This is a genomic window from Roseateles sp. Mitsp63 (assembly GCF_059491535.1).
In genome coordinates this window covers 4,997,000-5,015,028 of record NZ_CP168509.1, presented here as the reverse complement: position 1 = coordinate 5,015,028, position 18,029 = coordinate 4,997,000, and the positions used below count along the sequence as shown (strand labels likewise).

Here is an 18,029-nt window from a genome sequence, read left to right as displayed (position 1 = left end):
GTCAGCGCGATGCGTGGGCTTCACGATCCGCCCCGGCCGGAGACTCGTCGGTCGAGACGCCGAAGTGCTTGCGCAGTGGCTCGAGCCATTCATTCATCAAGGCGAAGCGCCGCTGGGCCAGCTCTCGCGGCATGCGCTGCTGGATATCGTCGAAGGCCGACTGCGCCTCCTGAGCACGCGCCTGGGCGGCCAGAGTCGCATCGGTCAATGCCTGGCGCCCGGGATCAGCCTGCTCTTGCTGCGGCGCCCCTTGACGCTCGCTCTCCTCGCGGAGCTTGTCGTGAGTCCGGCGCGCTTCGTCGGCATGGTCCTCGGCGTCGAGGAAGGCCTGTTCCCAGGATTTCTTCACTGGGTCGGTCTTCTCCAGACGTTCCATCGCCCGCATCCCGGGCCCCGAGCCGCAGGACATGATCTCCCGGAGCGTGGGGAAGCCATTGCGGACTTCGGTGCCGATGAGGTCTTCGACGATGGCCCGCTGGAGTTCGCTCCACGCTTCCCGCGGCGGCTCGCTGTCCCCGGTCCGGTCGGCCATGCCGCCGATCCGGGCGTGGTAGGGCGGCATGGCGTGGGCAAACGACTTTCCGGTGATTTCAGTCAATCGGCGATCGAGCAGAGCCCGTAGCGCGAGACCGTGCTCGACGTTCTCCATGGAGCTGTTCTCGATGGCCACATGGCTGTCGACGAGAACTTGCAGCGCCAGACGCAGCAGCACGCCGGCGGCATCGCTCGATGAGAGGTCACCACCGGTGCGGGCCGTCAACTCCATGTCACGGAGTGCCTTGGACCTGGCATCGACGCAGCCCCATGGGCCGAGAAGATCGCCACGCAGCTCAGCCAGCAATGCGGGCTGTGCCGTCACCAACTGCAGCAGGCGACGGCCTCGAGCGAACATCTCTTCGCGCAGTGGCGCGGCGCCGGGCTCCGTGAGGCGTTGAAGCCGAGGTCCCAGCTCGATCAGGAAGCGTGCCAGCCGAAGCGCTTCCGGCATGTCCATCTTCTCCTCCCACGCCTGCATATCGTCACATCCCCAAGCGGCGAGCGCCTCGTTGTGCGGCTGGGCGGTCAGCGCGGCCAGATCATTGAGCCACGATGCCGCCTGGCGACCCGCCGCTTGCTCCCGACTCGCAGCTTCCTCTGGACTGATGACCGGCGACACGACCTGCAAGGCGGGGCGCTGTCGCCACTCGGCATGAAGGGTCGTAGTGAACTGATTGCGCAGGGCGGGATCACCAGAGATCAGCACCGTTTCGGCGCAGACGGGAATGACTGAGGTGAGAGGCGCTGCGCGCCACCCGGGAAGCTCGATGCTGCAGCGGGTCAGGCCGAGTGTCTGCGCGAAGGCGCTGAAGGCACCAGGGTTCGCGGGCCGGGAAGTGCCCAGTGCGCATTCGAGCCGCCGTTCCGCCAGGCCCAGTGTCACGGCCAATTCCGGCGGCGGCAATTCGATGAGCGGGGTCGGCCGACCTTCTCCATCCGGGCGAGTGAAGTCCAGCGAGGTGACATTCCCATCGAGGGCCGCGCGACGAATCGCCTGCGCGCCGGCAGCCCTGGCTTGAGCGTCGTCGATCTCTGTGGCGGCTGTTTCCCATCGGGACAGGCTGGCGAGGGCCTTGCGCAAAGGGTGGCGAGTGTCATGAGCGACCTTCATCGCAGTCATGACGGCATTGAACAGTTCGCCCTCGTTGCCGTTCGCGGGCAAGCGCCGAGAGAAATCAGCGATGGCGTCAACCCCGCCACTCCGCAGCGCGACGACCTGTTTCCGTTGTTCGGCATTCAGCAGGCAGAGCGGCACCTCCATGATCACGCCCTCCAAGGCGGGGCCGGAGAGGGGGGCAGCTTGCCCTCGTGTCAGGGAGGCCGCGACTTCGGCTGAGAACCGAAGCACTTCATTGCGTTCGAGCTGGCCCATCTTGAGGACCTCGTCCGCGGGAAGGGACTCGCCGAAGGGCGGCGAGTCGGCAAGGCGCGGGGGAGTGTCTTCAATGCCGGCCGGCGTCGCTGCGTCCGATAGGCGACGGGCGGCAATGGGATAGGTCATGGCGAGCCTGATTCAGGTGGCGGAGGATCGACGCAGTGCCATACCTTGCTGGCGCGGTTCGGCGGTCTTGGCCGTGCGTCACGCGCTGGCAGGCGATGCGCCGGTCAAGTTGCAACCAAGACATCACCAACCCCGTCAGGGGCGCGCGGCAGTGACGAATGTCCGCCCCCGGTGAGGACTTTTTCTGTGGCCGCACTACATTGCCGGAGCGAAATACAGAAGCAGAGGTCCCTCCATGAACTTGATGCAGCCTTGGGTGTTGGCGGCCAGCGTGCTGGCCGGCGCCGGTGCGGGCGCGGCGGTCGCGAGCGCGTGGTGGGGCCAGGAGCTTCGGCGGGCTCGCGGGCTGATCGACCAGCTGGTGGCGTCGCGGCGCCAGCTCGAGGACCAAGCCAACGGCGCGCGCCGCCAGATCGAGCAGCTGCAGGTGGAGATGATGGAGCTGCGCCTGACGACTGAGCACCTGCGGCGCAAGGCGCAGTTCACCGCTGAGCGGCAGGGCGGCTCGGAATGGATCGAATCGATGCTGGCGCCGATGAGCGCGCGTGCGCCGCAGAACGTCGTGCCGATCGCGCCCGAAGTCCGGACGCAGGAAGCGGCCCGCCAGGAGCGCGCCCGCGACCGCGTGGCGGCCGGGGGCTTCTGCCCCACCGAGCCCATGGAACGCGCGTTCCCGCTCGGCTTCCTGCCGACGCAAGCCGATCCGACGCTCTGACGGCGGCCTGACGCCGTCGCCTTCGCCGCCGTCGTCCTGCGGCGCTTCCCGACATCCCCACCCCCCACGTTCATGGCCCCCGTCCGGGTGGCGGCGTCCCCTGATCGGGGTGGCCCTTGACGCCCCGGCGGCTGGTCCTCCCACTACATTGGCCGGCAGGCAACAAGAACAGGGAGCCGCCCATGAACACGGTGCAGCCTTGGATGGTGGTCGTCGGGACGCTGGCCGGATTGGCGGTGGGAACTGCGCTCGCGAGCGGCTGGTGGTGGCGCAAGCTCAAGCGCGCGAGGCGCCTGATCGACCGCATCGAATCGTCGCGGCAGCTGCTCAACGAACAGACCACCCAGGCCCGCCGCCAGATCGAGCGCCTGCAGATCGAGCTCGGCGAACTGCGCCTGGTCGCCGAGCGCATGCGGCGCAAGGCCGTGATGGCCTCCTCGCCGCACGATTCGCACGAAGGCCCCGAATCCATCCTTCCGCTGGATTCCGTCCTGCCGGTGAGCGCGCCCGCGCCGCTGTCGCCGGCCGAGCAGTCCGCCCAGCGCGCCGAACGCGTCCGCGAGCGCGCCGCCGAGGGCGGCTTCGCCCAGACCGAGATCCAGGACTCGGACACCCCGCCGCGCGGCTTCATGCCGACGCAGCTCGACAAGCCGTTCTGAACGGTTCCCTTCGTTCCGCTTCCCGCGCCGTCCGCCGGACCTGTCCCAGGTCTGCGGCGCCGCGCCGTATCGCCCTGTCACAGCAGAGACAAGCGGCGCGCATCGGCGCTGCCTAGAATCGAACGATCGTTCTTTTCGCAGCCGGCGTCCGGGGAGACACCGGGCCGGCCGCGAGGCGTTTCCCCCACTGGAAGGAACACACATGGGTGCCAGCTACGAAGTCCGCGGCCAGATCGCGGTGATCACGCTCAACAATCCGCCGGTCAACGGCCTGGGCCATGCCACGCGGCTCGCCGTCGCCGAGGGCGTCGAACAGGCCGAGAACGATCCCGCCATCAAGGCCATCGTCATCACCGGCGCCGGCAAGGCCTTCTCCGGCGGCGCCGACATCCGCGAGTTCGGCTCGCCCAAGGCGCTGGCCGAACCCAACCTGGGCTCGCTGATCAACCGCGTCGAGGCCTGCACCAAGCCCGTCGTCGCCGCGATCCACAGCGTCGCCATGGGCGGCGGCCTGGAACTCGCGCTCGGCTGCCACTACCGCGTCACCGCGCCCGGCGCCAAGATCGCGCTGCCCGAGGTGAAGCTGGGCCTGCTGCCCGGCGCCGGCGGCACCCAGCGCCTGCCGCGCGCGCTCGGCGTCGAGCCCGCGCTCAACATGATCGTCAGCGGCGAGCCCGTGGCCAGCGAGCAGCTCGCGCAGGTGCCTGGCCAGGTGCTGTTCCAGAAGCTCATCGACGGCGACCTGATCGACGGCGCCGTCCAGTTCGCGATGGACATCGCCGACAAGCGCCCGCTGCCGCGCGTGCGCGACATCAAGGCGCAGCATCCCGAGGCGCAGGCCTTCTTCCAGTTCGCGCGCAACACCGTCGGCGCGATGGCCAAGAACTTCCCCGCGCCGCTGCAGTGCGTCGAGACCGTCGCCAACGCGGTGTCGATGAAGTTCGAGGACGGCATGCGCGCCGAGCGCGAGGCCTTCCAGCAGCTGATGCTCACGCCCGAGTCCAAGGCGCTGCGCCATGCGTTCTTCGCCGAGCGCGCCGCCTCCAAGATCCCCGACGTGCCCGAGGACACGCCGCTGCGCCGTGTCGACAAGGTCGCCATCATCGGCGCCGGCACGATGGGCGGCGGCATCGCGATGAACTTCCTGAACGCCGGCATCCCGGTCGTGATCCTGGAGATGAAGCAGGAGGCGCTGGACCGCGGCATCGCCACCATCCGCAAGAACTACGAGGCCCAGGTCAGGAAGGGCAAGCTCAAGGAAGACCGCTACGCCCAGCGCATGGCGCTGCTGGACACGACGCTGAACTACGCCGACATCGGCTCGGCCGACCTGGTCATCGAGGCCGTCTTCGAGGACATCGCCGTCAAGGAGCAGGTCTTCCGCCAGCTCGACGAGGTGATGAAGCCCGGCGCGATCCTGGCCTCCAACACCTCGACGCTGGACGTCGACAAGATCGCCGCCTTCACGAAGCGGCCGCAGGACGTCATCGGCACCCACTTCTTCAGCCCCGCCAACGTGATGAAGCTGCTGGAGGTGGTGCGCGGCGCGGCCACCGCCAAGGACGTGCTCGCCACCGTGATGGCGCTGGGCAAGAAGATCCGCAAGACCTGCGTCGTCTCGGGCGTGTGCGACGGCTTCATCGGCAACCGCATGATCGAGCAGTACAGCCGCCAGGCCGGCTTCCTGCTCGAGGAGGGCTGCACGCCGCAGCAGGTCGACAAGGCGATGGAGCGCTTCGGCTTCGCGATGGGGCCGTTCCGCATGGGCGACCTGGCCGGCAACGACGTGGGCTGGTACATCCGCAAGCGCCGCTACCTGGAGAAGCCGGACCTGCGCTACTCCAAGACCGCCGACCTGCTGTGCGAGATGGGCCGCTTCGGCCAGAAGACCGGCGCCGGCTGGTACGACTACCTGCCCGGCAAGCGCGACGCGATCCCGTCCAAGACCGTGCTGCAGATGATCGACATGCACCGCGCCACGCTCGGCATCACGCCGCGCAAGATCAGCGACGAGGAGATCGTGCAGCGCCTGGTCTACGCGCTGGTCAACGAGGGCGCCCGCATCGTCGAGGAAGGCATCGCGCTGCGCGCCTCCGACATCGACATGGTCTACCTGACCGGCTACGGCTTCCCGCTGTGGCGCGGCGGTCCGATGTGCTACGCCGACACCGTCGGCCTCTACAACGTGGTGCAGTCGATGAAGCGCTTCGCCAGGAACCCGCTCGACGACGCCCGCTTCTGGGAGCCCGCGCCGCTGCTCAAGCGCCTGGCCGACCAGGGCAAGGGCTTCAACGACTGACCCGCGGACCTCGAATCAGGAGCAAGACATGAGCAAGGCATTGATCGTTTCCACGGCCCGCACCCCGCTCGCCAAGAGCTGGAAGGGTTCGTTCAACATGACCCATGGCGCGACGCTGGGCGGCCACGTGGTGCGCGCGGCGCTGGAGCGCGCCGGCATCGAAGGCGGCGAGGTCGAGGACGTGCTGATGGGCTGCGCGACGCCCGAGGGCGCGACCGGCAGCAACATCGCGCGCCAGATCGCGCTGCGCGCCGGGCTGCCGGTGAGCGTGGCGGGGCAGACCGTCAACCGGTTCTGCTCGAGCGGCCTGCAGACCATCGCCACCGCCTCGCAGCGCATCATCGCGGGCGAGGGCGAGGTCTTCATCGCCGGCGGCGTGGAGAGCATCTCCTGCGTGCAGAACGAGGCCAACCGCCACATGATCCATGAGAGCTGGCTGTCCGCGCACAAGCCCGAGATCTACTGGTCCATGCTGCAGACGGCCGAGAACGTCGCGCAGCGCTACAAGATCCCGAAGGAGCGCATGGACCGCTACGGCGCCGCCTCGCAGCAGCGCGCCTGCGCGGCGCAGGCCGAAGGCCTGTTCAACGCCGAGATCGTGCCCATCACCGTGATGGCCGGCGTCGCCGACAAGGTGCGCGGCATGTCGACCCGGGAGGTCACCGTCGCCGTCGACGAGGGCCTGCGCGTGGGCACCACCTACGAGAGCATCAAGGACATCCGCACCGCGCTGCCCGGCGGCGTGATCACCGCCGGCAACGCGAGCCAGTTCTCCGATGGCGCCGGCGCCTGCGCGATCGTCAGCGAGTCCTACGCCGAGAAGAAGGGCCTCAAGCCGCTGGGCCGCTTCCTCGGCTTCGCGGTGGCGGGCTGCGAGCCCGACGAGATGGGCATCGGTCCGGTCTTCGCCGTGCCCAAGGTGCTCAAGCGCCTGGGCCTGAAGGTGTCCGACATCGACCTGTGGGAGCTCAACGAGGCCTTCGCGGTGCAGGTGCTGTACTGCGCCGACACGCTCGGCATCCCGATGGACCGGCTGAACGTCAACGGCGGCGCGATCGCGATCGGCCATCCGTATGGCGTCTCGGGCCAGCGCCTGACCGGCCATGCGCTGATCGAGGGCAAGCGCCGCGGCGCCAGGCGCGTCTGCGTGACGATGTGCATCGGCGGCGGCATGGGCGCCGCCGGAGTCTTTGAAGTGCTCTGACGAGCACCCCCCCTACCGGCTGACGCCGGCCCCCTCAGGGGGCGAGCCCGAGGGCCCGGCAAAGCCGGATCCCCGGGCTCCGCTTGATATGTCGGCGGGCTGCGCCCCGCCTCCTTCGTGAGGTGCTCATGCGCCAGACCTTGGACTTCCTGCTGTATCACTGGCTGAAGGTCGACCGACTCTCGGCTCGCGAACGCTTCTCGGAGCACTCGCGGGAGACCTTCGACGCGGTGCTCGACACCTGCGAGAAGATCGCCCGCGAGAAGTTCGCGCCGTTCAACCGCCTCGCCGACACCGAGGAGCCCCGCTTCGACGGCGAGCGCGTCCATCTGCCCCAGGCGACGCACGAGGCGCTCGCGGCCTACGCCGGCTCCGGCATGCTGGCCGCCGCGCAGGACTATGAGCACGGCGGCATGCAGCTGCCCTGCGTCGTGGAGATGGCCGCCAACTGCTTCTTCAGCAAGGCCAGCGTGGCCATGGGCGGCTACGCGATGCTCACCAACGGCAACGCCAACCTGCTGATGGCGCACGGCACGCCGGCGCAGCGCGAGGTCTTCGCGATGAACGAGTTCAGCGGGCGCTGGTTCGGCACCATGTGCCTGTCCGAGCCGCAGGCGGGTTCGTCGCTGTCGGACGTTGCGACGCGCGCCGAGCCCGATGGCGACGGCTTCGAGGCCGATCCGCTGGGCCCGCGCTACCGGCTGACCGGCAACAAGATGTGGATCTCCGGCGGCGAGCACGAGCTCACCGAGAACATCGTCCATCTGGTGCTCGCCAAAATCCCCGGTCCCGATGGCAGGCCGCTGCCGGGCACGAAGGGCATCTCGCTGTTCATCGTGCCCAAGCATCTGGTCGACCCCGCCGCCCGCCTGACCGGCGAGCGCAACGACGTGGCGCTGGCGGGCCTGAACCACAAGCTCGGCTATCGCGGCACGACCAACTGCCTGCTCAACTTCGGCGAGGGGCGCCACAGGCCGGGCGGCCGGCGCGGCGCGATCGGCTACCTCGTCGGCCAGCCGGGCGAGGGCCTGCGCTGCATGTTCCACATGATGAACGAGGCGCGCATCGGCGTCGGCCTCGGCGCGGTGATGCTGGGCTACGCCGGCTACGAGGCCAGCCTCGACTACGCGCGCCAGCGCCCGCAGGGCCGGCCGATGACCGCGGCCGGCAAGGACGCGGCGCAGCCGCAGCGGCCGATCATCGAGCATGCCGACGTCAAGCGCATGCTGCTGGCGCAGAAGAGCTTCGTCGAAGGGGGCCTCGCGCTGGCGCTGTTCTGCGCCCGCCTGGTCGACGAGCAGCACACCGGCTCGCCCGGCGAGGCGCAGGCCGCCAGGCGGCTGCTGGAGGTGCTGATCCCGATCGTCAAGAGCTGGCCCAGCGAGTGGTGCCTGGAGGCCAACTCGCTGGCGATCCAGGTGCTGGGCGGCTACGGCTACACGCGCGATTTCCCGGTCGAGCAGTACTGGCGCGACAACCGCCTGAACATGATCCACGAGGGCACGCATGGCATCCAGGCGCTGGACCTGCTCGGGCGCAAGGTGGTGATGGACGGCGGCCAGGCGCTGCTGGCGCTGGCCGCGCGCATCAGCGACACCGCGCAGCGCGCCGGCCAGGTGCCGGGTCTTGCCGAGGCCGCCAACGAGCTCGGCGCGGCGCTGGCCGCGGTCGGCGGCGCGACCAAGAAGGCCTGGTCCACCGGCGAGCCCGAGGCGGCGCTGGCCAATGCCACGCCCTACCTGCAGGCCTTCGGGCACACGGTGCTGGCGTGGATCTGGCTCGACGTCGCGCTGGCGCTCGACGGCCGCGACGACGACTTCGCCCGCGGCAAGCGCGCCGCGCAGCGCTACTTCTTCGCCTACGAGCTGCCCAAGGTCCCCGCCTGGCTGGGCGTGGTCGCGCGGCGCGAGGCGCTCACCCGCGAGATGCAGGACGCCTGGTTCTGATCCCCGCCCCGAACATTCGAACCGACAAGGAGACGACGATGAGCAGCAAGGTGCAAGACCTTTTCGACCTGAGCGGCCAGGTGGCGCTGGTGACCGGCGGATCGCGCGGGCTGGGTCTGCAGATCGCCGAGGCGCTGGGCGAGGCCGGCGCGACGCTGATGCTGAGCTCGCGCAAGGCGGCCGACCTGGAGGAGGCCGCCGCGCACCTGAAGGCGCGCGGCATCGACGCGCAGTGGATCGCCGCCGACGCATCGGACGAGGCGCAGGCGCGCGGCATCGTCGAGCAGACGATGGCCAAGCTCGGGAAGATCGACATCCTCGTGAACAACGCGGGCGCCACCTGGGGCGCGCCGGCCGAGGAGCACCCGCTCGAGGCCTGGGACAAGGTGATGGACCTGAACATCCGCAGCCTGTTCGTGATGAGCCAGGAAGTGGCGCGCCGCAGCATGATCCCGCGGCGTTCGGGCCGCATCATCAACGTGGCGTCGATCGCCGGCCTGGGCGGCAACAGCGGGGTGATGAAGACCATCGCCTACAACACCAGCAAGGGCGCGGCGGTGAACTTCACCCGCGCGCTGGCCGGCGAGTGGGGCGCCTACGGCATCACCGTCAACGCGCTGGCGCCGGGCTTCTTCCCGAGCCGGATGACCAAGGGCCTGATGGCCGCCATCGGCGAGGACAAGCTCGCCGAGCACGCGCCGCTCAAGCGCATCGGCGATGATGAGGACCTCAAGGGCGCCGCCCTGCTGTTCGCGAGCCGCGCCGGGAAGCACATCACCGGGCAGGTGCTGGCGGTCGATGGCGGCGTGTCCGCCGTTCACGGCAGCTGATTCCGTCCGCGTCGATCCCATGTCCGAGCCGCTGAAGTTCCCCGTCCACATCCCCTTCGTCCAGCAACTGGGCTTCGAGCTGGTCCGCATCGACGACGGCGAGGCCGAGCTGCGGGTCGACATCCGCGAGCTGCATCTGAATTCGTGGGAAGTGGCGCATGGCGGCGTGCTGATGACGCTGCTGGACGTGGCGATGGCGCATGCGGCGCGCAGCATCCACCGCGACCAGCCCGGCTTCGGGCCGGGCGTGGTGACGGTGGAGATGAAGACCAGCTTCATGCGCCCCGGCGAGGGCGCGCTGCGCGCGGTGGGCCGGCTGCTGCACCGCTCGACCACGATGGCCTTCTGCGATGGCTCGGTCTATGGCGAGGACGGCAAGCTCTGCGCGCATGCGACCGGCACCTTCAAGTACCTGAAGGCGCTGCCCGGGAAGGGCCGCAGCCTCAAGGCGCTGCAGCGCAGCGAGGACTGAGGCCGGCCGGCGGATCAGGGCCTTCAGCCGCCGGGTGCGCGGCGCCTCGGGCCGGACGGCGCTTCGTCGCGCGGCGCGGCGTTGCCATACTGCTGCTTCGAGTACGCGAGGGCGGCGACACGCCCTTCGACCAGCGAGACCGACGCGGCGAGCGCGATGACCTGCGGCAGCGTGAGAGTCAGGGGCTTGCCGGGCGCGCGACGGGCCAGCGCGGCCTTGCTGGAGAAGAACGCCCGTTGCTCACGAGGCGTCATTCGCTCCGGTTCCGCGAGCAGCAGCCGGGCGATCGCATCGGCTTGATCGGATGACAGCTCCGTCTTGCAGTCCGCGCCCTCCGCGCGCGCGTAGCGCAACAGCCAGACGTGAATGAGCCGCACCGCCGATTCAGCCTCTTGCAACGCGTCGGCGCTCGGCAGCGGCGGCCGGGGCGGGGTCTGCAAGTCCCCGGCGCTCACCGGGACGCGAGGCGCCTCGGTCATCGGCAACGGCCGCCGCTGTGGCGGTACGCCGTGACCGCGGCGGATCCCCGCATACCTGGGTTGTTCCGGGGCGGGCGTGTCTTGCGCCGTGGCGCGGTCTGTCTTTCCCTTCCTAAGGGTGCTGCCGCGACGCGATGGCGGAAGGGGCGGTATCGCCACCGGCAGCGGGGGACGCGCATGCGCCATCCGGTAACGCTCCGGGACGATCGCCACCGGCTCGATCTCGACGTGGTGCAGTTCGCGGGCCCAGCGCTCGACGATGTCCGCCGGACAGTTCTCCGGCAGCACCAGCGTGGCCAGCCGCCGTCCTCCCAGGCTCCGGATCAGTCCCGAGGACATCTGCCCCAGCGCGAATGGCTCCACGCCCGAGAGGTCCAGCTTGCCCGGATCTTGGGCCAGCGCCATGTCCATCAGACCCGCCAGCGTCTTGAGCGGCTTGGCGTTGCGGGTGGTGAGCAGCTCGCCCTGGAGCCACATGCGCACGTCCGCCCGCTGTGGCGCCTTGGGAGCATGCGAGTGGCGGTCAAGCCAGGGGAATTTCAAGCGGGGGATGTGCATGGCGGTACGGCTGCAAGGGCTGGAATGGCAGGGTCAGTCGACAACTTCCCCTTGAAGTTCTTGACATGGATGTGCAGGTTCGTCGCGGCACCAAAAGGAAAAGCACGACCGTTCTTTTCTGTCACCCGAGGGACGCGAGGGGTGGGGCGGGCGTGGTTCAATCGCCGGCATTCCGTCACGGAACGAGGCGCGTCCGCGCCCGATCCATCACCGACCGAGGAGCCCCCGATGAGCCAAGTGAACCGCCAGATCCTGCTGGCCTCCCGCCCGAGCGGCGAACCGACCGCCGACAACTTCAAGCTGGTCGAGCAGACGATTCCCGAGCTCGCGGACGGCCAGGTGCTGGTCCGCAACCACTTCCTCAGCCTGGATCCCTACATGCGCGGCCGCATGAACGAGGGCAAGAGCTACGCGACGCCGCAGCCGCTGAACGAGGTCATGATCGGCGGCACCGTCGGCGAGGTGGTGGCGTCGAAGAACGCGCATTTCGCGGTCGGCGACCAGGTCGTGGGCATGGGCGGCTGGCAGGAGTACCAGCTCGTGGATGCCGGCCAGCGCGGCGTGCTGCAGAAGGTCGACACGACGCACGTGCCGCTGTCGGCCTACCTGGGCGCGGTCGGCATGCCGGGCGTGACCGGCTGGTATGGCCTGGTGAAGATCATCGATCCCAAGCCGGGCGAGACCGTGGTCGTCAGCGCCGCCAGCGGCGCGGTCGGCGGCGCGGTCGGCCAGCTGGCCAAGGCGCGCGGCGCGCGCGCGGTGGGCCTGGCCGGCGGAGCGCAGAAGTGCCGCTACGTGGTCGAGGAGCTCGGCTTCGACGCCTGCATCGACTACAAGCAGCACCGCGACGTGAAGTCGCTGTCGGCCGCGCTGAAGGCCGATTGCCCCGATGGCATCGACGGCTACTTCGAGAACGTCGGCGGCATGATCCTCGACGCCGTGATGCTGCGCGCCAATCCGTTCAGCCGCGTCGCCATGTGCGGAATGATCGCGGGCTACAACGGCGAGCCGATTCCGATGAGCGCGCCGCAGCTGATCCTGGTGAACCGGATGAAGATCGAGGGCTTCATCGTCTCCGAGCACATGGACGTCTGGCCCGAGGCGCTCAAGGAACTCGGCACGCTGGTGGCGACCGGCAGGCTCAAGTACCGCGAGACCGTCGCGCAGGGCCTGGACGCGGCGCCCGAGGCCTTCCTGGGCCTGCTCAAGGGCCGCAACTTCGGCAAGCAGCTGGTGAAGCTGGTCTGATGGCCGGCCCGGCCTGGCGCTGTCAGCGCTTCGACGACCTGGGCGCGCGCGGCCTGTACCGCGCGCTGCGCCTGCGCGCGGAGGTCTTCGTCATCGAGCAGCGCTGCATCTACCTGGATCCGGACGGACTCGACGAGCACGCCTGGCACCTCCAGGGCGTGGGGCAGGGCGCGGACGGCGGCGAGACGCTGCTGGCCTACGCGCGGCTGCTGCCGCCGGAGATCGGCGGCACGGCGCGCATCGGCCGCGTGATCACCGCGCCGACGGCGCGCGGCGGCGGCCTGGGCCGCGCGCTGATGAGCCAGGCGGTGCGCGAGTGCCACAGGCACTGGCCCGGCCAGCCGATCGAGCTCGGCGCGCAGGCGCATCTGCGCGAGTTCTACGGCAGCTTCGGATTCACGCCGGTCTCGGAGGTCTACGACGAGGACGGCATCCCCCACATCGACATGCGCAAGGAGGCGACGCCATGAACGCTGCCATCGACGATCCCGCGCGCGGCCCGGCCGGCGGCGACCTGGTCCTGCACCACTACGGCAGCTCGCCGTTCGCCGAGAAGGCGCGGCTGATGCTGGGCCTGAAGGGGCTGGCCTGGCATTCGGTGACGGTGCCGATGGTGATGCCCAAGCCCGACGTGGTCGCGCTGACGGGCGGCTACCGGCGCACGCCCTTCCTGCAGATCGGCGCCGACGTCTATTGCGACACCGCGTTGATCGCCGAGGTGCTCGAGCACCGCCGCCCCTCGCCCAGCCTGTATCCGGCCGCGATCGCCGGCCAGGCGCGGGCGCTGGCGCAGTGGGCCGACACCGAGCTGTTCTGGACGGTGCTGCCCTACGCGATGCAGCCGGCCGGCGCCACGGCGCTGTTCGCGGGCGCGCCGCCGGAGATGCTGCAGGTCTTCGTCGCCGACCGCAAGGCGATGAGCGAGGGCATGCCGCAGGTGCGCGGCAGCGACGCGGGCGCGGCGCTGGCGCAGTACCTGGAGTGGCTGTCGTCGATGCTGGCCGACGGCCGGCCGTGGCTGCTCGGCGCCCAGGCCTGCATCGCCGACCTGAGCGTCTACCACCCGCTGTGGTTCCTGACGAAGACCGGACCGCTGGCCGAGGCGCTGACGCCGCATGAGGCGCTGCGCGCCTGGATGGGCCGCGTCGGTGCGATCGGCCATGGCCAGCGCGCCGGCAAGCTCGACGGCGCCGGTGCCATCGCGCTGGCGCGCGCGTCGACGCCGCGGCCCGCGGCGGTTGACGCGGGCCTGGGCTTCGAGGCCGGCGAGCCGGTGACGGTCACGCCCTACGACTACGCGCGCGACGCGGTCGCCGGCACGCTGGCCGGACTGACGACGCGCACCGTGACGCTGGCGCGCGACGACGAACGCGCGGGCCGGGTGCACGTGCACTTCCCCCGCATCCGCTACACGCTGAAGAAGGCTCGCTGAGACCGGGCCTCACGCAAGGAGACAGGCGCATGAAGGACTATCAAGGCAGGACCGCGGTCATCACCGGCGCGGGCTCGGGCTTCGGCCTCGAGGTGGCGCGCATCGCCGCCGCGCGGGGCATGAACCTGGTGCTCTGCGACGTGCAGCAGGACGCGCTGGACCGCGCGGCGGCGGAGTTCGCCGCGCATCCGGTGCTGGCGCGCCGCGTCGACGTGGCCAAGGCCGATCAGATGGAGGCGCTGGCCGAGGCGGTGCGCGAGCGCTTCGGCGCGCCGCACTTCGTGTTCAACAACGCGGGCGTCGGCTCGGGCGGGCTGATCTGGGAGAACGCGCTCTCCGACTGGGAGTGGGTGCTGGGCGTGAACCTGATGGGCGTGGTCCACGGCGTGCGGCTGTTCACGCCGATGATGCTGGCCGCCGCGCAGGCGGATCCGGCCTGGCGCGGGCACATCGTCAACACCGCGTCGATGGCCGGCATGCTGAATCCGCCCAACATGGGCGTCTACAACGTGTCCAAGCATGCGGTGGTCTCGCTCAGCGAGACGCTGTACCAGGACCTGGCGCTGGTGACCGACCAGGTGCGGGCCTCGGTGCTGTGCCCGTACTTCGTGCCGACCGGCATCACGCAGAGCCATCGCAACCGCCCCGGCGAGCAGGCCGCGGGCAAGCCGACGAAGAGCCAGCTGATCTCCCAGGCGATGACCGACAAGGCGGTGGGCGCCGGCAAGCTGACGGCGGCCGACGTCGCGCGGATGGTCTTCGACGCGATGGACGAGGAGCGCTTCTACATCTTCAGCCACCCGCAGGCGCTCAAGGGCGTGCAGACGCGGCTGGAGGACGTGATGCAGCTGCGCAATCCGACCGACCCGTTCCAGGACAAGCCCGAGATCGGCGCACGGCTGCGGGAGTCGCTGCGCGGCTGACGGCCCGGGCGCCCGAGCGCCTGAGCAGAAAAAGGGGCCGCGGCGCGTGGCCGATGCGTGACGGATCCAACGGCCCATCACCCCCGGATGCGGGAGCGGGGCCTGCCGCTGCCGCGAGAGGCGGGCCCACAATCCCCCCGTGGTCCCGAACGTCCTCCCCCGACTGCCGCGCCTGCTGCTCCGGCTGCTGCCCTTCATGGCCGCGGTCGCGGCGGCGTGGTTCACATTGGCGGGGCAGGGCCATGCCGACCCGCGCGACTGGCTCACCCCCGAGGAACATGCCTGGGTGGCGCAGCATCCGGTGCTGCGCGTGGGCAGCTCCGCGACCTACGGCCCTTTCACCTATGTCGACGAGGAGGGCCGCGTCGCCGGCCTGTCGCTCGACTACGCGCGGCGCCTGTCGGAGCTGACCGGGCTGCGCTTCGAGTTCCAGCCCCCGCGGACCTTCGCCGAGAACCTCGACGGCCTGGCCAATGGCGCGCTCGACGTGCAGATGTCGCTGCGCGAGACGCCGGAGCGGGCTCAGCGCTTGGGCTTCACGCGGCCCTACATCACGGTGCCGGCGGTGCTGCTGCGCCGCGCCGGCGCCGGCGGCGGCCCGCTGCGGCCGGGCGAGGCGGTGGCGGTGGCACGCGGCTACGCGGTGGCCGATTTCCTGCGCGACCGCTACGCGACGAATCCGGTCCAGGTCGAGCCGGACGACCGCACGGTGCTGCGCCGGCTCGCGGGCGGCGAGATCGGCGCGGCGGTGGTGGACCTGGCCGGCGCCACCTACCTGATGCGCCGCGACGGCATCGGCAACCTGCGGGTGGTGGACGACATCGGCTTCGCCTATGCGCTGGGCATCGGCTACCGGCGCGACTGGCCGATGCTGGGCCGCATCCTGGACAAGGCGCTGACGCGCATCGGCGAGGGCGAGCGCCAGGCGATCGCCGACCGCTGGATCACGCAGGACGCCGTGCAGATGCGCTGGCAGCGCCGCGCGCTGTGGGGCGTGGGCACGGCGCTGGCGCTGGTGATCGCGGGGCTGGGCGTGACGCTGCTGTGGAACCGCGCCTTGCAGCGCCAGGTGCGGCTGCGCGGCGAGCTGCTGCAGCGCGAGCTCGCCGAGCGCATGCGGCTGCAGGACGCGGACCGGGCGCGCGAGCTGGCCGAGGTGACCAGTCGCACCAAGAGCGAGTTCCTGTCGCAGGCCAGCCATGAGCTGCGCACGCCGCTGAACGCGGTGCTCGGCTTCAGCCAGTTGCTGGCGCACGATCCGCGGCGGCCGCTCGACGAGACGCAGCATGCGCGGCTGCGCCACATCGACGAGGCGGCCAAGCATCTGCTGGTGCTGATCGAGGACATGATGACGCTCTCGCGCGTCGAGGCGAACACGCTGAGCGTGCAGTCGCTGCCGCTGCAGGCGGGGCCGCTGCTGCGCCGCGTGGTGGAGCTGGCGCAGCCGGCCGCGCAGGCCGCGGGCGTGGACCTGCGGCTGGGGCTGACGCCGGAGGAGGACAGCACGCTGCCGCTGGTGCAGGCCGATCCGATCCGGCTCGAGCAGGTGCTGCACAACCTGGTCTCCAACGCGATCAAGTACAACCGCCGCGGCGGCTGGGTGCAGGTGCGCGCGCGGGCCGAGCCGCGCGGTTTCCGCATCGAGGTGCTGGACAACGGCATCGGCCTGGACGCGGCGCAGCGCGCGCAGCTGTTCCAGCCGTTCAACCGGCTCGGGCGCGTCGAGCAGCCCGGGCATGGCATCGGGCTGGTGATCTGCAAGCAGTTGATGGAGCGCATGGGCGGGCGCATCCTGGTCGACAGCGAGAGCGGCCGCGGCTCGACCTTCACGCTGGAACTGCCGGCGGCGGGCGCGGTCTAGGGCCGCGCTCTGGCACACTGCGCGCCCTGCGCAGTACGCTCCCCGCCATGCCCATCTCCCCCTCTCCTCGCCATGCCGTCGTCGTCGGCGGCGGCCCCGCCGGCCTGATGGCCGCCGAACGCCTCGCGCTCGCCGGCGTGAGCGTCGATCTCTACGACGCGATGGCCTCCGCCGGCCGCAAGTTCCTCCTCGCGGGGAAAGGCGGCTTGAACCTCACGCACTCGGAGCCGCGGCCCGACTTCGATGCGCGCTACTTCGAGCGCCAGGCCGGCGTCGCCGCCTGGCTCGACCGCTTCGACGGCGAGGCGCTGCGCGCCTGGGCGCAGGGGCTCGGGGTCGAGACCTTCGTCGGCACCTCGGGCCGCGTCTTCCCCAAGGACCTGAAGGCCGCGCCGATGCTGCGCGCCTGGCTGTCCCGCCTGCGCGCGCGGGGCGTGCGCTTCCACATGCGGCATCGCTGGCTCGGTTGGGACGCGGACGGCGCGCTGCGCTTCAGCGGCCCGGACGGCGAGACGGCGGTCCGCGCCGATGCCGTGGTGCTGGCACTGGGCGGGGCCTCATGGCCGCAGCTCGGCTCCGACGGCCGCTGGGTGCCGCTGCTCGCCGATGCCGGGGCGACGGTGGCGCCGCTGCGCGCGGCCAACTGCGGCTTCGATCTCGGCCCGGCGCGAACGGGCGCGGCCGACGGCTGGTCGCCGTTCTTCGCCGAGAAGTTCGCCGGCCAGCCGATCAAGCCGGTCGCGCTGAGCGCCGAAGGCGTGGACGGCCGCCAGTTCTCGCGCCAGGGCGAGTTCGTCGTGACGGCGAGCGGCATCGAGGGCTCGCTGGTCTACGCTGCGTCGGCGCTGCTGCGCGAGAAGATCGAACGCGATGGCGAGGCCCTCGTGCACCTGGACCTGCTGCCTGGCCGCGATGCGGCCTGGGTGCTGGAGCAGGTCGCGCATCCGCGCGGCTCGCGGTCGATGTCCTCGCACCTGAAGAGCCGGCTGAGCATCGAGGGGCTGAAGGCCGGCCTGTTGCACGAGGTGCTCAGCAAGGACGAGTACGGCGACGTGCCAACGCTCGCGCGCACCCTGAAGGCGTTGCCGCTGCGCCTGCGTGGCGCGCGTCCGGTCGCGGAGGCGATCAGCACTGCCGGCGGGGTGACGCTGGAGTCGCTCGACGAGCGGCTGATGCTCAAGTCGCGGCCCGGCGTGTTCGTCGCTGGCGAGATGCTGGACTGGGAAGCGCCGACGGGCGGCTACCTGCTGACGGCGTCGATGGCGAGCGGCCTGGTGGCCGGCGATGGGGCGGCGGCGTTCCTGAACTGAGCGCGCCTTCAGCCGCTGAGCCGTATTTTCAGAAATACGGCTCACAAATTGAGCC

Annotated in this window: 15 protein-coding genes; 13 read left to right on the top strand and 2 right to left on the bottom strand. The window is 70.5% G+C overall.

The annotated features are described in order from the left end of the window. Nucleotide 1: 1 nt before the first annotated feature. Entirely contained in the window at nt 2-2,038 is a 2,037-nt protein-coding gene (locus ACEN96_RS21715; RefSeq protein ID WP_495585121.1) for a hypothetical protein, read from the bottom strand. Nucleotides 2,039-2,273: 235 nt separating this feature from the next. Between ACEN96_RS21715 and ACEN96_RS21710 the strand changes: the two genes are divergently transcribed. The 7 genes from ACEN96_RS21710 (at nt 2,274) to ACEN96_RS21680 (ending at nt 10,163) form a co-directional block, all read left to right on the top strand. Continuing rightward, nucleotides 2,274-2,753 carry a hypothetical protein gene (locus ACEN96_RS21710; protein WP_495585120.1) on the top strand — a complete coding sequence of 160 codons (480 nt, stop codon included), beginning with the start codon at nt 2,274-2,276 and terminating at the stop codon, nt 2,751-2,753. Nucleotides 2,754-2,935: 182 nt separating this feature from the next. After that, nucleotides 2,936-3,412: a hypothetical protein gene (locus tag ACEN96_RS21705; protein ID WP_495585119.1), complete on the top strand. Its 477-nt coding sequence runs from the start codon at nt 2,936-2,938 to the stop codon at nt 3,410-3,412. A gap of 202 nt (nt 3,413-3,614) precedes the next feature. Next, a complete protein-coding gene (locus ACEN96_RS21700) occupies nt 3,615-5,711 on the top strand; it encodes a 3-hydroxyacyl-CoA dehydrogenase NAD-binding domain-containing protein (protein ID WP_495585118.1) in 2,097 nt (698 codons plus the stop codon). A gap of 28 nt (nt 5,712-5,739) precedes the next feature. After that, nucleotides 5,740-6,915, top strand: coding sequence for an acetyl-CoA C-acyltransferase (locus tag ACEN96_RS21695; protein WP_495585117.1), 1,176 nt, complete (start codon nt 5,740-5,742; stop codon nt 6,913-6,915). A gap of 128 nt (nt 6,916-7,043) precedes the next feature. Further along, on the top strand, nt 7,044-8,861 hold the full coding sequence (locus ACEN96_RS21690; protein ID WP_495585116.1) for an acyl-CoA dehydrogenase family protein: 1,818 nt from the start codon (nt 7,044-7,046) through the stop codon (nt 8,859-8,861). A 38-nt stretch (nt 8,862-8,899) separates the two neighbouring features. After that, on the top strand, nt 8,900-9,691 hold the full coding sequence (locus ACEN96_RS21685; protein ID WP_495585115.1) for an SDR family oxidoreductase: 792 nt from the start codon (nt 8,900-8,902) through the stop codon (nt 9,689-9,691). Nucleotides 9,692-9,710: 19 nt separating this feature from the next. Next, nucleotides 9,711-10,163 (top strand): PaaI family thioesterase, encoded by a 453-nt coding sequence (locus ACEN96_RS21680; protein ID WP_495585114.1) that lies wholly within the window; start codon nt 9,711-9,713, stop codon nt 10,161-10,163. A 23-nt stretch (nt 10,164-10,186) separates the two neighbouring features. On the opposite strand, the gene ACEN96_RS21675 is transcribed toward ACEN96_RS21680, so the two are convergent. Next, nucleotides 10,187-11,200, bottom strand: coding sequence for a hypothetical protein (locus tag ACEN96_RS21675; protein ID WP_495585113.1), 1,014 nt, complete (start codon nt 11,198-11,200; stop codon nt 10,187-10,189). A gap of 228 nt (nt 11,201-11,428) precedes the next feature. Between ACEN96_RS21675 and ACEN96_RS21670 the strand changes: the two genes are divergently transcribed. The 6 genes from ACEN96_RS21670 to ACEN96_RS21645 all read left to right on the top strand — a co-directional run bounded on the left by ACEN96_RS21670 (nt 11,429) and on the right by ACEN96_RS21645 (nt 17,974). Then, nucleotides 11,429-12,448 (top strand): NADP-dependent oxidoreductase, encoded by a 1,020-nt coding sequence (locus tag ACEN96_RS21670; protein ID WP_495585112.1) that lies wholly within the window; start codon nt 11,429-11,431, stop codon nt 12,446-12,448. Next, nucleotides 12,448-12,918, top strand: a complete 471-nt coding sequence (locus ACEN96_RS21665; RefSeq protein ID WP_495585111.1) for a GNAT family N-acetyltransferase — start codon at nt 12,448-12,450, stop codon at nt 12,916-12,918. The genes ACEN96_RS21670 and ACEN96_RS21665 overlap by 1 nt, the downstream gene beginning before the upstream one ends. Beyond that, nucleotides 12,915-13,880, top strand: a complete 966-nt coding sequence (locus ACEN96_RS21660) for a glutathione S-transferase family protein (RefSeq protein WP_495585110.1) — start codon at nt 12,915-12,917, stop codon at nt 13,878-13,880. Before ACEN96_RS21665 ends, ACEN96_RS21660 begins: the two co-directional genes overlap by 4 nt. Nucleotides 13,881-13,909: 29 nt before the next feature. Continuing rightward, nucleotides 13,910-14,803, top strand: a complete 894-nt coding sequence (locus ACEN96_RS21655) for an SDR family oxidoreductase (protein ID WP_495585109.1) — start codon at nt 13,910-13,912, stop codon at nt 14,801-14,803. Between the two features lie 139 nt (nt 14,804-14,942). Further along, on the top strand, nt 14,943-16,664 hold the full coding sequence (locus ACEN96_RS21650; RefSeq protein ID WP_495585108.1) for a sensor histidine kinase: 1,722 nt from the start codon (nt 14,943-14,945) through the stop codon (nt 16,662-16,664). A gap of 47 nt (nt 16,665-16,711) precedes the next feature. Further along, nucleotides 16,712-17,974, top strand: a complete 1,263-nt coding sequence (locus ACEN96_RS21645; protein WP_495585107.1) for a BaiN/RdsA family NAD(P)/FAD-dependent oxidoreductase — start codon at nt 16,712-16,714, stop codon at nt 17,972-17,974. The last annotated feature ends 55 nt before the right edge of the window (nt 17,975-18,029 follow it).

What these genes read in the sequence shown, in the direction of transcription:
- ACEN96_RS21675 (WP_495585113.1), bottom strand. Translation starts at nt 11,200, where the DNA reads ATGCACATCCCCCGCTTGAAATTCCCCTGGCTTGACCGCCACTCGCAT.
- ACEN96_RS21695 (WP_495585117.1), top strand. Translation starts at nt 5,740, where the DNA reads ATGAGCAAGGCATTGATCGTTTCCACGGCCCGCACCCCGCTCGCCAAG.
- ACEN96_RS21655 (WP_495585109.1), top strand. Translation starts at nt 13,910, where the DNA reads ATGAAGGACTATCAAGGCAGGACCGCGGTCATCACCGGCGCGGGCTCG.
- ACEN96_RS21670 (WP_495585112.1), top strand. Translation starts at nt 11,429, where the DNA reads ATGAGCCAAGTGAACCGCCAGATCCTGCTGGCCTCCCGCCCGAGCGGC.
- ACEN96_RS21705 (WP_495585119.1), top strand. Translation starts at nt 2,936, where the DNA reads ATGAACACGGTGCAGCCTTGGATGGTGGTCGTCGGGACGCTGGCCGGA.
- ACEN96_RS21710 (WP_495585120.1), top strand. Translation starts at nt 2,274, where the DNA reads ATGAACTTGATGCAGCCTTGGGTGTTGGCGGCCAGCGTGCTGGCCGGC.
- ACEN96_RS21690 (WP_495585116.1), top strand. Translation starts at nt 7,044, where the DNA reads ATGCGCCAGACCTTGGACTTCCTGCTGTATCACTGGCTGAAGGTCGAC.
- ACEN96_RS21715 (WP_495585121.1), bottom strand. Translation starts at nt 2,038, where the DNA reads ATGACCTATCCCATTGCCGCCCGTCGCCTATCGGACGCAGCGACGCCG.
- ACEN96_RS21665 (WP_495585111.1), top strand. Translation starts at nt 12,448, where the DNA reads ATGGCCGGCCCGGCCTGGCGCTGTCAGCGCTTCGACGACCTGGGCGCG.
- ACEN96_RS21645 (WP_495585107.1), top strand. Translation starts at nt 16,712, where the DNA reads ATGCCCATCTCCCCCTCTCCTCGCCATGCCGTCGTCGTCGGCGGCGGC.
- ACEN96_RS21685 (WP_495585115.1), top strand. Translation starts at nt 8,900, where the DNA reads ATGAGCAGCAAGGTGCAAGACCTTTTCGACCTGAGCGGCCAGGTGGCG.
- ACEN96_RS21660 (WP_495585110.1), top strand. Translation starts at nt 12,915, where the DNA reads ATGAACGCTGCCATCGACGATCCCGCGCGCGGCCCGGCCGGCGGCGAC.
- ACEN96_RS21680 (WP_495585114.1), top strand. Translation starts at nt 9,711, where the DNA reads ATGTCCGAGCCGCTGAAGTTCCCCGTCCACATCCCCTTCGTCCAGCAA.
- ACEN96_RS21700 (WP_495585118.1), top strand. Translation starts at nt 3,615, where the DNA reads ATGGGTGCCAGCTACGAAGTCCGCGGCCAGATCGCGGTGATCACGCTC.